The organism is Actinosynnema sp. ALI-1.44 (assembly GCF_001984155.1).
In the GTDB taxonomy this organism is placed as follows: Bacteria; Actinomycetota; Actinomycetes; order Mycobacteriales; family Pseudonocardiaceae; genus Kibdelosporangium.
Window position 1 is genome coordinate 195,071 of the sequence record NZ_MTQO01000045.1, and the last position, 14,267, is coordinate 209,337.

The following is a 14,267-nucleotide window of genomic DNA, read 5'->3' on the forward strand; positions in this document are numbered from 1 at the left end:
TGTGCTCAGGCGTCGAGCTTGGCCCGTGCCGCGACGAACGCGTCGACAGCGCGGTTGACGTCGTCGGCCGAGTGCGCGGCCGACATCTGGGTGCGGATTCGCGCCTTGCCGTGCGGGACGACCGGGTACGAGAAGCCGATGACGTAGATCCCCTGCTCCAGCAACAGGTCCGCGAGCCTGCCGGCCACCGCCGCGTCGCCGATCATCACCGGGATGATCGGGTGCTCGCCCGGCAGCAGGTCGAAGCCCTCCTCGGTCATCCTCGTCCGGAACAGGGCGGTGTTCTCACGCAGCCTGGTGAGCAACTCGCCTGACGTGCTGAGCAGTTCCAACGCGGCCAGCGACGCGGCCGTGATGGACGGCGCCAGCGAGTTGGAGAACAGGTACGGCCGGGACCGCTGCCGCAGCATCTCCACGATCTCCGCGCGGCCGGAGACGTACCCGCCGCTGGCGCCGCCGAGCGCCTTGCCGAGGGTACCGGTCATGACGTCCACCCGGTCGGTCACGCCGAACAGCTCGGGCGTGCCGCGGCCGGTCGGACCGGTGAAGCCGACGGCGTGCGAATCGTCGACCATCACCAGCGCGTCGTACCGCTCGGCCAGCTCGCAGATCTGGTCCAGCGGCGCGAGGTAACCGTCCATGGAGAACACGCCGTCGGTCGCGATCAGCCGGTAGCGCGCGTCGGCCGCGTCCTTGAGCTGGCGCTCCAGGTCGTCCATGTCGCGGTTCTTGTAGCGGTAGCGCTTGGCCTTGCACAGCCGGACGCCGTCGATGATCGACGCGTGGTTGAGCTCGTCGGAGATCACCGCGTCCTGGTCGGTCAGCAGTGTCTCGAACAGGCCGCCGTTGGCGTCGAAGCAGGAGCTGTAGAGGATCGTGTCGTCCGTGCCGAGGAACTCCGACAGCTTCGCTTCCAACTGCTTGTGCGGTTGTTGCGTGCCGCAGATGAACCGCACCGAGGCCATCCCGAAGCCCCACTCGTCCAGCGCGGCTTTCGCGGCGTCGACCAGCGCGGGGTGGTCGGCGAGACCGAGGTAGTTGTTGGCGCAGAAGTTGAGCACCTCGTCACCGGAGCCGACCCGCACGGTCGCCCGCTGCGGCGTGCCGATCACGCGCTCCGCCTTGTAAAGGCCTGCTTCACGAATCTCGTCAAGGCCGGCCCGCAGGTTCTCGCGCATCGCGCCGTACATCAGTTCTCCGTCCAATCGAGAATGATCTTGCCGCAGTTGCCTTCGCGCGCCGTGGCGAACGCGAGGTCGTACTCGGCGGCCTTGTACCGGTGGGTGATCACCGGGGTCAGATCGAGCCCGGCCTGCAGCAGCACCGACATCGAGTACCAGGTCTCGAACATCTCCCGGCCGTAGATCCCTTTGATGTGCAGCATCTTCAGCACGACCGCGCTGAAGTCGACGGGGAACTCGGCCGCGGGCAGGCCCAGCATCGCGATGCGGCCGCCGTGCGCCATGTTGGCGATCATGTCGCGCATCGCCGTGGGCTGCCCGGACATCTCCATGCCGACGTCGAACCCCTCGGACATGCCCAGCACGGTCTGCGCGTCGGCGATCGAGGCGTGGCGCACGTTGAGCGCCAGGTCCACGCCGACTCGTTTGGCCAGCTCCAACCGGTGATCGCTGACGTCGGTGATGGCGATGTTGCGGGCGCCCGCGTGCCGGGCGACCGCCGCGGCCATGATCCCGATCGGCCCGGCGCCGGTGATCAGTACGTCCTCGCCGATGACCGGGAACGACAGCGCGGTGTGCACGGCGTTGCCGAACGGGTCGAAGATCGCGGCGACGTCGAGGTCGACGGGAGTGCGGTGGACCCAGACGTTCTGCTCGGGGAGCACGGCGTACTCGGCAAACGCGCCGTTGCTGTGCACGCCGAGGCCACGCGTGTTGGCGCATAGGTGACGCCTGCCCGCCTTGCAGTTGCGGCACGTGCCGCAGACCAGGTGGCCCTCTCCGCTGACCAGGTCGCCGACCTTGGTCGCGGTGACGGCCTGGCCGATCTCGACGACCTCACCCGCGAACTCGTGGCCGACCACGAGTGGGGTGCGGATCGTCTTGGCCGCCCAGTCGTCCCAGGCGTCGATGTGCAGGTCCGTGCCGCAGATACCGGTGCGCAGGACGCGCACGACCACGTCGTTCGGGCCCGGTTGGGGGTCCGGGACGTCGGTGTACTCCAGGCCCGGGCCCTCGACCAGCTTGACGAGTGCCTTCATGCGGGCAGTGTGGCCCGGGCCCGTAGTTCAGTCCATCAGGACTTTCTGAAGTCCTTTATTAGCGCAGCTTGAATAGCCGCACCGGTTGGACACCTACCAGCGGTTCCTTCAGTGGTCGCAGCAGACGTGTGTCGCCCATTCGGGTTCGTGCCACCAGTGCCGTTGTATGGCCGACGGCAACGCGGGCAGCACCTCGTTGGCAGTCTGCTTGGCAGTCACGGGTGCCTGGCCACGGAAAGGCGCCATCAGTTCGTCGACAGTCCGCTGCACACCGCCGACGACCGTGCGCCGGACGGCCGCCGCGGCCTTGATGTCGGCCAGCGGATTGCCGTCGACCAGCACCAGGTCCGCGTACGCACCGGGCTTGAGCACGCCGATCCGGTTGTCCAGGCCGAGCCAGCGCGCCGGGTTGCGCGTCGCGGTGATCAACGCTTCGCGCGCTGTGAAGCCGAACTTCACCATTGCTCGCAGGTTCTGGTGCAACGAGACAGCCATGTTGTCCAGCGGCGCGTCCGTGCCTGTGATGACCAGGCCGCCACCCCGGTGCACCCGCAGCGCCATGTCGACGTTCGCCGCGAGCATCTTGGCCGTCGGCGCGCCCGGCGTGCCGATCGCCTCGACCTCGGCCTTGAGCCGGTCGTACTCCCACTGCGGGAACAGGACCCTGGTCCGCTCGTCGGTGAACAGCGACTTGTCCTCGCCGTACATGAACTTGGAGTTGAACAGGGTCGGGGTGAGCGACATCCCGGACTGGGTGAACAACGTGACGGCGTCCTGGTACGCGCGGCCGGTGCGGCTCACCGTGTGCGAGTAACCGAGCCGGTTGGTCGCGCCCGTGTGCTCCATCCCGTCCATCCCGACGTTGGCCGCCGGGTACAGGTAATGCGAGGACAGCGGGATGCCCGCGGCGTGTGCGGCACGGACCACCATCTGCTGGTACTCCACCGGCAGCCGGACGTAGGTCTTGATCATGTCGTAGTCGAGCGCGGTCGCCCGGGACATCTCCAGGTTCAACTGGCGGCGCGAAAGCGTTGGCCGCATGAAGTTGTAGTAGATCCGCGAACCGTCGACCGCTTCACCGGTGGCCAGGAAACGCGGCCCGACCCGGCTGCCGGATTCGAGCGCCTCACGCGTCTCCACCATCTGGTACACCGGGTCGCCCGGAGATCTGGTCGTGGTGACGCCGTACGCGAGCCACAGCCGGCCCTGCCTGTCTCCCCACGCGCGGCCGCGCAGGTGCCAGTGCACGTGGGCGTCCACCAACCCGGGCATCGCGACGAGCCCACTGGCGTCAACGGTTGGCGAGCCGCCTCTGTGCGGCCGGATCTCGGCGATCCGCCCGCCCTCGATCACGATGTCGACGTTGTGGCGCAGGCGTTCGGCCTCGCCGTCCCACACCGCGCCCGCGTGGATGATCGAACGGTCGGGCGGGGCAGGCCGCCGCCAGGTCGCCGTGAGCCGGATCGTGCGGGCCCGGCCGCCGCCGATGCCGACCGCCTTCAACTGGCCGTTGGACAGGTACACCAGCGTGTCGGAGCCCTTCCAGGCAAGGGAGTCCGTCACCTCATGGGTGACCTGCCTCGGCGCGCCGAGCATCTTGCCCGTGGCGTCGACCGGCGCCACCCACGCGGTGCTCTCCACGACGAACGCGAAGTGCTTCCCATCCGGCGACCACAGTGGACCGTCGTCACCCCTGGTCGCCAGCGAGCGGAACGGCATCGGCTCGGCGTACCTCAGTTCGCCACCGCGCAGGTCGACCGTGAGGATCTGACTGGTGCCCTCGCGGAAGCGCTTGGAGAACGGCTTCACGGCCGCGAGCGCGATCACGTTCCCGTCCGGCGACCAGCTCGGCCTGCCCGGCATGAACAACGCCGGGGTGACCTGCTGGACCTTGCCCGTCGCCACCTCGAGCGTCCACAGTGCACCGTCCTGGTCGACGTAGGCGACCTTGCGGCCGTCCGGCGAGAACCGCGGCATCGTCTGCGCGCCGGGCAGCGAGGTCAGCACCGTGTCCTTGCCACTGGCCAGGTCCCGCGACCACAGGTCCGCGGTGCCCAGCCGGTCGCTGGCGTACAGCAGGTTCCTGCCGTCCGGTGAGAAGTCCGGGTCGGAGTTGAAGTACTGGTCGTCGACGACCCGCTTGGGCACACCGCCCGCGCTCGGCACGACGTAGATCGCGTTCAACGCGCGGTAGGCGATCCACGAGCCGTCCGGCGACACGACCGGGCTGGCGATCCCGCGCACCGGGCGCGGTGCGGGCGAATCGAGGTCGCGGACGCGGTGCCGGTAGTCACGCCGGGCCACCGAGACCCGGGCTTCCAGCGGGATGTCCGTCGTCGCCGGGCCGGACCGGCGGCGGATGCGGCCGTCGGCGACGTACACGACGTCCTGGCCGGTCCAGTTCGCCGCGAACCCGAAGACGTCCTCGTCACGCGTGAGTTGCCGGTCGCCGAGCATCAACTGGGCGTCCGGCCCGCGCAACAGCATGTAACTGGGGGTTCGCCCGTCCGGCCCGAACGCCGGCCCGTACAGCCTGTCGATGCCGGTCGCCGTGATCAGCCGCGTGCGTTCGCCGGTGGCGACTGTGACGACGTCGATCGCGGTGTCGTTGACCGTGAACACCAGGCGCTCGCCGTCGGGCGACCACCTCGGGGTGGCCTCTTCGTCCGGCGTGGCGGTCACCGCGGTGACCGCGCCGGAGGCCACGTCGAGCAGCCAGATGCCGTAGCTGCCGTCCCGGTCGCTGCTGAACGCCAGGCGTTTGCCGTCCGGGGAGAAGGACGGTTCGCGGTGGTCGTGGGCGCCGCTGGTCAGTTTGCGCGGCACGCCGCCCGCGGGGTCGATCACGTACAGGTGGAAGTTGCCGTCACGGTACGACTGGAACGCGATGCGCCTGCCGTCCGGTGACCACGCGGGCAGGGTCGCGTCCTGCAGGTCGTCGGTCAGCCTGGTCGCTCTGCCGCCGCTCGACGGCAGCACCCAGATCCCGGTCACCAGGTCGACCGCGATCCGCTTGCCGTCCGGCGACAGCGCCGCGGACATGTTCGTGCCTTCGCGTAAGACCACCTGCCCGCCTGCGCCGGTGACGCCGCCGGGCTCCTGCGCGGCCGCCGTCGTGGCGCCCGTGATGGTCAGACCAGCGGCTATTTGCCCGCTTCGGTAAAGAAGTTCCCGCCTCGACAGTCCCTCTGGTGACATATTTACCTCCCGGCAGGCAACTATGCCGTGCCCGACCATCCGCGTCCATCGCTCTTCGGCGCGTGGCGAGCACAGGCCGTGACCGTCCCGCTAAGCTCGAAGTCCCACAGGGAGGCAGGGATACACAGTGGACGGTGAGCGCTTTCGGATCGGCGCGGGCAGGATGGGCGGGTGACCCAGAAGGCCGCGGCGCGGCTGCTGATCGTGGCGGACGACGAGGTGCTCGTCGAACGGCTCGGCGAACTGCTGGCCGAAGCCGGCTACGCCTACGACACCGATCCGACGATGGTCCGCGCGCTCGACGCGCACTACGACGTGATGATCGTCGACCAGACCGGGGAGAACCTGGAAACGCTCGCCACGCTGCGCCGCAAGGCCCTGACCACCCGGGTGCTGGTGCTGTCGTCGATCGGCTCGGATGCCGACCAGGCAGGCGCGATGACCGCGGGCGCGGACGACTACCTGCCCAAGCCGTTCCTCCCGGCGCGGCTGCTGGCCAAGGTCCGCGGCCTCATGCGCAGGCACATCGACAACGCCGAGACGATTCCCTTCGGCCGTGCCCAACTGGACGTGCGCCGGTACGAGGTGGTGCTCCCCCGTGGCAAACGGGTGTCGCTGTCGGTGCGCGAGTTCGACCTGCTCCGGACGCTGGTGGCCAGGCCGACCGTGATCTACCCGAAGGCGGAACTGCGCACCCGCGTGTTCGGCACCGAGGCCAGTGAATCCACGGTGGATACGTACGTCTACTACCTGCGCAAGAAACTGGGCCAGGGCGTCGTCCGGTCGGTGTACCGGCTGGGCTACAAGGCGGGCTCCATCGCGCCGTGAGCCGGTGCGGACCCGATGGTCCGCACCAGGCCCGCTGATCAGAAGTTGATCATATGACCGGCCAGGCCGTGGATGGCCTCCTTGACCGCCTCGCCCAACGTCGGGTGGGCGTGCACGTTCCTGGACACCTCGTGCACCGTCAGGTCCCACTGCTGGGCCAGGGTCAGCTGGGGCAGCAGCTCGGTGACGTCCGGGCCGATCAGGTGCGCGCCGATGATCTCGCCGTACTTCGCGTCGGACAGGATCTTCACGAACCCGGCCGAGTCGCCGAGGCCGTGTGCCTTGCCGTTGGCGGTGAAGGGGAACTTCGCCACCTTCACGTCGAAGCCGCGCTCGCGGGCCTGCGCCTCCGTCCAGCCGAAGCTGGCGATCTGCGGCTGGCAGTAGGTCGCGCGCGGGATCATCACGAAGTCCAGCTCCATGGTCTCCGCGCCCGCGATCGTTTCGGCCGCCACGACACCCATCGACTCCGAGGCGTGCGCGAGCATCAGCTTCGCGGTCACGTCGCCGATCGCGAAGATGTGCGGCACGTTGGTGCGGCCACGCGCGTCGATCTCGATCGCGCCGCGGTCGGTCAGCTTCACACCGGTGTTCTCCAGGCCGTAGCCGTCGACCTTCGGCGCGAACCCGATGGCCTGCAGCACCTTGTCGGCCTCGAGGACCTGCTGCTGGCCGTCCTTGGACACCGTCACGCGAACGCCGCCGCCGGTCTCCTCAATGGACTCGACCTTGGTGGAGGTGAGGACGTTGATGCCCAGCTTGCGGTAACGCTTGAACAGCTCCGCGGACACCTCCTCGTCCTCCAGCGGGACCATCCGGTCGAGGAACTCGACGATGGTGACCTGCACGCCGTAGTTGTGCAGGACGTACGCGAACTCCACACCGATCGCGCCGGCGCCCGCGATGATGATGCTGTCGGGGATGTCCTCGGCGAGGATCTGCTCCTCGTAGGTGACCACTCGCTCGCTCTTGGACGTTCCCGGCAGCAGCCGCGGCTTCGCGCCCGCGGCGATGACGCAGTGGTCGAACGTGATCCGCTCGCCGTCGACCTCGATGGTGTTGGCGTCGACGAACGTGCCGTACCCGTTGACCTCCGTGATGCCGTTCTTCTTCATCAGGAAGTGCACGCCCTTGACGCGGCCGTCGGCCACCTTGCGGCTGCGGCGGAACGCCTCGCCGTAGTCCAGGCTGACCGTGCCGTCGACCTGGATGCCGTACGCCTTCGCTTCCTTGGTGAAGATGTGCGCGAGTTCGGCGTTGCGCAGCAGCGCCTTGGACGGGATGCAGCCGACGTTCAGGCACACGCCACCCCAGTAGCGCTCCTCGACGACGGCCGTCTTCAGGCCCAGCTGCGCCGACCGGATCGCGGCGACGTAGCCACCGACGCCAGCCCCCAGGACGACGACATCGAAATGTGTGGTCATGTCATCAGCCTATGCCGGGCCGATTCGAGTGGCCGAACCGACGAGAGTGTGCTCTCGGTGACTCCCCTGCCCGGCGGTGACCGGAGGAATTCCGCTCGCCGTGCGCTCACAGCCTGGAGGTGACGCGGCTGCCCCACCATCCCGAGCCGGAAGCCTCCTCGCTACGTTTCACTGATGGGGCGGCCACAACTACCTGACCACCTGGGCGTACTGCTGACCGACGAGCCTGTCGTCGACTTGTACTCGCACGGCCCGTGGCGTGTGCCGGACGGGCTGTTCGAAGAGATCGCCGAACGGGCGCGTGTGCTTAACAGCGACCCGCGGGTGGCCGAACTGCCGTACTCCCTGACTGATTTCTACGGTGGACCGGCCACTGTCGTCGGTGCCGAGCTGTGGTGCGTCATCCCTTATCTGTCCGGCGTCGCCGCCGTGCGCGGGGGCAACCGCGCGGATCTTGAAGCTGAGCTGTTGAGCGCGTTCCGCGCCGAGCAGATCCCGGTCAACCGCGAGCCGACGTGGTTCACCGCGCGCACCAACAAGTTCCGCCCGCCCGGCGACTGGCTCGTCGCGGCGGCCGGTGACGACCCCGGCAAGCGCGAGCTGGCGTTCCAGCTGGCTCGGGAGTGCCTGGACGTCTTCGCCGGGATCGAGCCGTTCGAACGGCGCCGCCAGGCGGCCATCAAGCTGTACGAACTGCCGAAGCCCGAGGTCGACGGCCTCGTCCCGTACGCGAACCTGGTCACCACCTGGGCCCGCTCGGCCACCGACGAGATCCTGGCCGACCTGCCCGAACTGGCCGGCACGGTGAACCACCTGGAGTGGGTGGTCGGCGGGTTCGTCGCGGCGCACGACCGGCTGCGCGCGGCGATCTCCGGCTGGGAGGCCGCCGCCGGGATCGCGTGTGTGCTGCAGCAGGTGGGCATTTGGGAGAGCCCGGCCGAGTTCGCGGTGTTCACCGACGCGGCGCTGTACGAGAACGTCAAGAAGTACATCGGCCAGCCGTTCGCCGAGAGCTGGGCGAACGAGGTCCGCGCCTGGCTGGCCCGTGGCCTGGTCGAGGGCGAGGCGGACGCGTGCCGGGCGTGGCTGGACATGGCCACGCGGCTGGAGGCCTGTTTCCGCGGCCTGCCCGAAGGGCCCAACTCCGCCGGGTCGCAGCTGCCGGTGACCAGTTTCCAGCGGACCGTCCGCGAGATGTTCGCCCGGCGCCCGCTGACGAACCCGCTGGAGAAGCGCTTCGGGGTGGTGGTCGCGCCACGGCGCCAGGAGCCCGCCGCACCGCAACGGCCGGAGTTCTCGCTGGTGGGACAGGCCGAGCTGGCCGCGGCCGTGCGGGATCTGATGGTGGACCGGCCGGGCGTGGAACGCCAGGTGCGGCTGATGGTGACCGGGCCGGACGCGTCCGGGCGCCGGACGGCCGTGAGCGCGCTGATCCAGAACCTCGTGGACAAGCGTGTCGTGGCGGCGTCGCGCTGGGTGTCCGACCCGATCTACACCACGCTCGACGCGAGCGGCGCGCTGCAGCAGCTGACCAGGGACGTCCGCGAGTGCCTCGCCGAGCGGACGCTGATGGTCATCGACGGGCTCGATCGGATCGTGGGCTTTGAGCGGTGCGGCACGGCGGTGGCCGAGGAGCTGCGCCGCAGCCTCAAACGGCACCCGGAGCTCAACGTCATCGCCGTCTGCGGCCCCGGCGGCGACACCAGGTTGTTCGACACGAACCCGGCTTTGTATCAACTCTTCACAGTGGCGCGGACGACCGAGTTCACCGACAAGCACTATGCGGAACTGCTTAAAAGGGCGGTGGCGCGGCGGGGTGCGACGATCAGCCGCGCGGTCGGCCTCGCCGCCGGTGTCCTGCTCACCCGGACTCCCCCGCTGCTGAACCTGCGCGGCGCCCGGCTGGTCGAGCACCTGGCCGAGCAGTCGGTCCTGGCCGCGCGCAAACGCGCCAAGGTCGGGCCGTCGCGGTCGGTCAGCGTGACCGAGGTTGACCTGCCGCGCCAGCTCGTGCCCGGTGACCTCGCCGGGTCCGACCCGCAGGCCGAGCTGGACTCGTGCATCGGCCTGGAGAACATCAAGCGTGAGCTGGCGCTGCTGGTGGCCGAGGAGAAGGCGCACCGGATGCGCCGCGAAGCCGGGATGGTGGTGGACGCGCGAGCCCGCCACATGGTGTTCACCGGCCCACCCGGGACGGGCAAAACGATGGTGGCGCGCATTCTCGGCCGCATGTTCGCGGCGACCGGCGTGCTGTCGTCCGGTCACATCGTGGTGGTCGACCGGGCGGACCTGGTGCACGGTGAAGGCTGGGAGATCGGGCCCCGGGTCCGGCGGCTGGTCGACCGGGCTGTCGGTGGGGTGCTGTGCGTCGAGTCGGCACACGAGCTGCAGCCGAGCGAGGACGACTGGCGCAACCGCGAGACGGTCAACGCCCTGGTGGCCGCCGTGCAGAGCCACGCGAAGGACCTCGTGGTCGTGCTGACCGGACCGGACGCGGGCGTCAACGGCCTGCTGAAGTCCGAGCCGGACCTGGCCGCGTACTTCCCGTCCGTCCTGCGGTTCCCGGCGCTGACCGAGGACAGCTTCGTGACGCTGTTCGAGGCCAGGGCCGCGGCCGCCGGGTTCACCCTGCACGACGGCGTGCTGCAGAAGGTCCGCAGTCTGGTGGCGTCCACGCCGACCGGCAACGCCCGGCTCGCGATCGGGCTGCTCGAACGCGCCATCGCCCGGCAGGCCCGGCGGGTGCTGGCCGACGGTGTGGTCGGCGCGGACGAGTCGCTGCACGAGATCCTCACCGACGACGTGCCCGACACGCTGGCCACCACGTCTTGGGTGGAGTTGCCCAACGACCCGCTGTCGGAGATCGACAAGTTGATCGGCCTCGACTCCGTCAAGCACGAGGTCCGGCTGCTGGTGTCGGAGGCCAAGGCCGACCGGATGCGCCGCGAGGCCGGGATCCCGCTGGCCTCCCCCACGCGCCACCTCGTCTTCACCGGCAGCCCGGGTACCGCGAAGACGACCATGGCCCGGCTGCTCGCGGCGGTCTACGCCAAACTCGGGCTGCTGTCGTCCGGGCACCTGGTCGAGGTCTCCCGCGGCGACCTGATCGGCGAGTACCTCGGTCAGACGGCGCCGAAGGTGCGCGCCGCGGTGGCCAAGGCACTCGGCGGGGTGCTGTTCATCGACGAGGCGTATTCGCTGACCGAGGCGTGGTACGACGACTACGGCTCGGAGGCGATCGCCGAGCTGATCAAGCTGATGGAGGAGAACCGGGAGGACTTGGTGGTCATCGTGGCCGGCTACGACGGCAAGATGGCCAAGTTCATGGACAAGAACCCGGGCCTGGCGTCCCGGTTCCCGTCCAAGCTGCGGTTCCCGGACTACAGCGACGACGAGCTGGTCGCGATCTTCACGGCGATGACGTCGAAAGCGGGCTACGAGCTGCACCCCGACGTGGTCCCGGCGTTCCGGTCGTTGCTCAGGCGGACCCCGCGCGGCGAGTCGTTCGGCAACGGCCGGTTCGTGCGGAACGTGTTCGACCGGGCGGTGGCTCTCCAGGGCCACCGGATCACCAGCGACGACGAGTCGTCGCCGGAGCCGGAAGTGCGGCTGCTGCTGGCCGCCGACCTGCCCGAGTCGCAGGACACCGGCCACGATGTGCCAACTGGCCAATACCTCTGACATTTGTCGTACGCGGTGGCCGTGATGCTCCATCCGGCCACCGCGTATGACATCTGTACAAGCAAGGAGAGCCCTGGTCAGGACGGGATGTCGGTGCGGCGGCGCATCAAGTGCGCCTGCACCGGGATGGCGGGCGGGACGACCACGCCGTTGTCGCACGGGGTGGCCAGGCAGATCTGGTTGCGGCCCGCTTCCTTGGCCGCGAGCAGCGCGGCGTCCGCGGCGAGGACCAGCCGGTCGACGTCCACACCGGATTCCGGGTAGACGGCGGCGCCCATGGACACCGTCACGCCCTCCAGCACGATGGTCTTGCCCGTCTTGGCGTGCGTGATGGACACGGGGGTGTTGGCCAGGCGCCGTCTGATCCGTTCGCCGACCATCTGCAGTTCCGCACTGGTCGTGCCGGGCAGGACCACCGCGAGTTCGTCGCCGCCCCAGCGCGCGGCCAGGTCGCCGCGGCGGATCTCCGTGCGGACCACCCGGACGACCGACTGGAGCGCCTGGTCCCCGGCGGGGTGGCCGTAGCTGTTGTTGATGTCGCTGAACTTGTCGACGTCCATCATCAGCACGCCGACGTTGCCGCCGACCAGCTTGGCCCGGCTCAGTTCGGCAACGACCACCTGGGACCAGAACGTCGGCGCGGCCAGGCCGGTCTTGTCGTCGGTCCGGGCCTGGCGCTGGTACTGCGGGAGCAGCAGGTCGCGGTGCAAGGCGAGCACGGTGACCATCAGCACCGGCACCACCCACGGGTTGGACGCCTCCAGCGCGGCGACCGCGATCCCCAGGCCGAGCGCGGCGGCCACGACCAACTGTTCGGACAGGTCGCCCAGCGCGGTGCGGGCCGTGGTGTCCGGTGAGGACAGCAGGATCGCGCCGACGACCAAGGCGTAGTTGATGAGCCACCACGTGGTGGCCGCGGCGACCACGATGACCAGGGACCACGGTCCCACCGGGACACGTGGCGCGTTGTCCAGGCCACCGGCCCTGAGCACGGCCGCCGCGCACGCGCTGGCGATGACGAACGTGGCGGTGGAGAAGATCTTGCGGTGCCAGACGAAGGGGCCGTAGATCCGCACGCCGCAGTACGTGTACGCGATCACGATGAGAGCGATGACGAGCGGCAGCGGCAGCAACAGCACGCCGGTGAACACCCAGAGTGACTTCAGGTTGGTGTACGGGACGCCTTCGCCGGTCTGTTCCCGCCTGCGTTCGATACTCCGCGCCGCCTCCAAATGGAGCAGCGAGGCCGCGGCGAGGACCGCGAACCACACCCATTCGGTGCGACTTACGGTCACATGCAGGCTCGCCATCACTGTGACGAGGACGGCTACCACGTTCGTGACCAGCACATATGCCAACGACGCCGGTGGCAGCGCCCACAGTCGCCACTTTCGGGGCGAGACCCAGCGCAGCCTGGGGTTCACACTCATCTCCAGGCCCGTATCTCGAACGCGGGTCACCCGGTGAACGGTAATCGGCCAAGTCACCCGCTGTCTTTCGGCCAGTCGGGGGTCTTGTTCCGGTCCGATGTGTACAGAGAGGAACGACCGTGAACGGTAACGAGTGGGTGCGGCGCGGCAACGAATGGTTCACCGGCAACGAGTGGTTCGCCGGTAATGAGTGGTTCGCGGGTAACGAGTGGTTCACCGGCAACGAGTGGCTCTACCAGGCATCCTGCTGATGCGGCAAGGACAGGCGGCGGGCTTGGGAGTCGCTGCGCCCGCCGCCTCGGCGCCGCCAGTCACGGCCGCCCGGTCCGGTCGTTGAGCCGTCCGGGCGAACGTCCGCGAATGCCACAGAACCCGAGTTCGCTCACTCCCCGTAGTTTTGTGGTGTGGCACACCCGGTGGTTCGTCGAGACACCGCGCAGCTTGCTGTCGTCATAGGACACGCTTTCCCGCGCCTACCCCAGCAGGGGTAGATCAGTAGCCGCCGGGCGGTAACGACCCGTGCACGGCTCGCTTCGCTCCGCGTGCGACGCCCACTATCCGGTGTAGCGCGAGCGAAAGGAATTCCATGCGTTCAACCATCGTGCGCAGGACCTTTGCCACCACGGGTGTCGTGACGATCGGACTCGCCATCACAGCAGGCCCGGCCATGGCAGCGGTCGGCTTCGGTCTGCTGCGTAACCGTCGCAAGAGCACGGTCTGACAGTGCCCGGTGGGTGTGTGGGGACCGCCGTGCTCCACACACCCACCGACCGCGGTTGCCGCCGGGGGCGACCGCGTGAGAAGACCGGCCTGGCTGGCCACGGGGGCGTCCAGCCAGGCCGGTTCTTCGTGCCAGGGGAAGGTCAGGAAGCGCGGCCCACGGACATGAAGCCCGACCGGTACGCGTAGGCGACGGCCTGGGCGCGGCACCGAACCCCCAGCTTGCGGGAGAGGTTCTTGGCATGCGTGCGGACCGTGTCGACCGACAGGTACAGCCGCTCGGCGATGGTCTCGTTGACCAGTCCCTCAGCCATCAGCTGCAGGATCTCCGACTCGCGTGGCGACAGGACGCCGCCGGGGCCGCGCAGCTCCACCACGGTCCGCGCTTTGAAGTTCTCCTGAACAACCGTGATCGCCGGGGTGGCACGGGCTGCTGCCCGCAACGAGTCGGCCAGCACGCGCAGGGGCGTCGTGGCCAACGCGACTCCGCTGGCGCCCGCCGTGACAGCGGCAGCCGATCCGGTGGTCGACTGGTTGAGCCTCAGCAGCACGAACACCCGCACGGCCGCCGACAGCTCGCGGACCAGTCGGAAGTCGGGGTCCATCTGGGCGTCCACCACGACCATGTCGACCGGGCGGTGCCGCAGGTGGTCGACGGCCGCGCCTGCCAGGCCGACGCCTGCGGTCACGCGGGCGTCCGGCATCCGCTCGACCAAGCGGGCGATGCCTTCCCGAAGCAGCGGGACGTCGCTGACAACCATCACA

Annotated in this window: 10 protein-coding genes; 4 read left to right on the plus strand and 6 right to left on the minus strand. The window is 69.1% G+C overall.

The genetic code is table 11. The features are described 5' to 3' along the window. Nucleotides 1–5: 5 nt before the first annotated feature. The 3 genes from ALI144C_RS21540 to ALI144C_RS21550 all read right to left on the minus strand — a co-directional run bounded on the left by ALI144C_RS21540 (nucleotide 6) and on the right by ALI144C_RS21550 (nucleotide 5,419). A complete protein-coding gene (locus ALI144C_RS21540; RefSeq protein WP_076988920.1) occupies nucleotides 6–1,190 on the minus strand; it encodes a glycine C-acetyltransferase in 1,185 nt (394 codons plus the stop codon). Next, nucleotides 1,190–2,221: an L-threonine 3-dehydrogenase gene (tdh, locus tag ALI144C_RS21545; RefSeq protein WP_076988921.1), complete on the minus strand. Its 1,032-nt coding sequence runs from the start codon at nucleotides 2,219–2,221 to the stop codon at nucleotides 1,190–1,192. The genes ALI144C_RS21540 and tdh overlap by 1 nt, the downstream gene beginning before the upstream one ends. 108 nt (nucleotides 2,222–2,329) lie before the next feature. Next, nucleotides 2,330–5,419: an amidohydrolase family protein gene (locus tag ALI144C_RS21550; protein WP_076988922.1), complete on the minus strand. Its 3,090-nt coding sequence runs from the start codon at nucleotides 5,417–5,419 to the stop codon at nucleotides 2,330–2,332. A 171-nt stretch (nucleotides 5,420–5,590) separates the two neighbouring features. Here ALI144C_RS21550 and ALI144C_RS21555 point away from each other — a divergent pair, with 171 nt between their 5' ends. Further along, nucleotides 5,591–6,247, plus strand: coding sequence for a response regulator transcription factor (locus ALI144C_RS21555; protein ID WP_237774247.1), 657 nt, complete (start codon nucleotides 5,591–5,593; stop codon nucleotides 6,245–6,247). Nucleotides 6,248–6,285: 38 nt separating this feature from the next. On the opposite strand, the gene lpdA is transcribed toward ALI144C_RS21555, so the two are convergent. Beyond that, a complete protein-coding gene (gene lpdA, locus ALI144C_RS21560; protein WP_076988923.1) occupies nucleotides 6,286–7,671 on the minus strand; it encodes a dihydrolipoyl dehydrogenase in 1,386 nt (461 codons plus the stop codon). A 174-nt stretch (nucleotides 7,672–7,845) separates the two neighbouring features. Here lpdA and ALI144C_RS21565 point away from each other — a divergent pair, with 174 nt between their 5' ends. Next, complete coding sequence (locus ALI144C_RS21565) at nucleotides 7,846–11,352, plus strand: AAA family ATPase (RefSeq protein ID WP_076988924.1); 3,507 nt, start codon at nucleotides 7,846–7,848, stop codon at nucleotides 11,350–11,352. Nucleotides 11,353–11,429: 77 nt separating this feature from the next. On the opposite strand, the gene ALI144C_RS21570 is transcribed toward ALI144C_RS21565, so the two are convergent. Then, nucleotides 11,430–12,812, minus strand: a complete 1,383-nt coding sequence (locus tag ALI144C_RS21570) for a GGDEF domain-containing protein (protein WP_202819017.1) — start codon at nucleotides 12,810–12,812, stop codon at nucleotides 11,430–11,432. An 89-nt stretch (nucleotides 12,813–12,901) separates the two neighbouring features. On the opposite strand from ALI144C_RS21570, the gene ALI144C_RS58450 reads away from it, so the two are divergent. Together ALI144C_RS58450 and ALI144C_RS58455 are read left to right on the plus strand one after the other, a co-directional pair. Beyond that, entirely contained in the window at nucleotides 12,902–13,033 is a 132-nt protein-coding gene (locus ALI144C_RS58450) for a hypothetical protein (protein WP_269086691.1), read from the plus strand. Nucleotides 13,034–13,368: 335 nt separating this feature from the next. Beyond that, nucleotides 13,369–13,503, plus strand: coding sequence for a hypothetical protein (locus tag ALI144C_RS58455; RefSeq protein ID WP_269086692.1), 135 nt, complete (start codon nucleotides 13,369–13,371; stop codon nucleotides 13,501–13,503). A gap of 142 nt (nucleotides 13,504–13,645) precedes the next feature. On the opposite strand, the gene ALI144C_RS21575 is transcribed toward ALI144C_RS58455, so the two are convergent. Continuing rightward, nucleotides 13,646–14,263 (minus strand): response regulator transcription factor, encoded by a 618-nt coding sequence (locus ALI144C_RS21575; protein WP_143230773.1) that lies wholly within the window; start codon nucleotides 14,261–14,263, stop codon nucleotides 13,646–13,648. Nucleotides 14,264–14,267 lie beyond the last annotated feature (4 nt).

Excerpts from the sequence above, each read along its gene's own strand:
- ALI144C_RS21540 (WP_076988920.1), bottom strand. The coding sequence starts at position 1,190 with ATGTACGGCGCGATGCGCGAGAACCTGCGGGCCGGCCTTGACGAGATT.
- tdh (WP_076988921.1), bottom strand. The coding sequence starts at position 2,221 with ATGAAGGCACTCGTCAAGCTGGTCGAGGGCCCGGGCCTGGAGTACACC.
- ALI144C_RS21550 (WP_076988922.1), bottom strand. The coding sequence starts at position 5,419 with ATGTCACCAGAGGGACTGTCGAGGCGGGAACTTCTTTACCGAAGCGGG.
- lpdA (WP_076988923.1), bottom strand. The coding sequence starts at position 7,671 with ATGACCACACATTTCGATGTCGTCGTCCTGGGGGCTGGCGTCGGTGGC.
- ALI144C_RS21565 (WP_076988924.1), top strand. The coding sequence starts at position 7,846 with ATGGGGCGGCCACAACTACCTGACCACCTGGGCGTACTGCTGACCGAC.
- ALI144C_RS58455 (WP_269086692.1), top strand. The coding sequence starts at position 13,369 with ATGCGTTCAACCATCGTGCGCAGGACCTTTGCCACCACGGGTGTCGTG.
- ALI144C_RS21575 (WP_143230773.1), bottom strand. The coding sequence starts at position 14,263 with ATGGTTGTCAGCGACGTCCCGCTGCTTCGGGAAGGCATCGCCCGCTTG.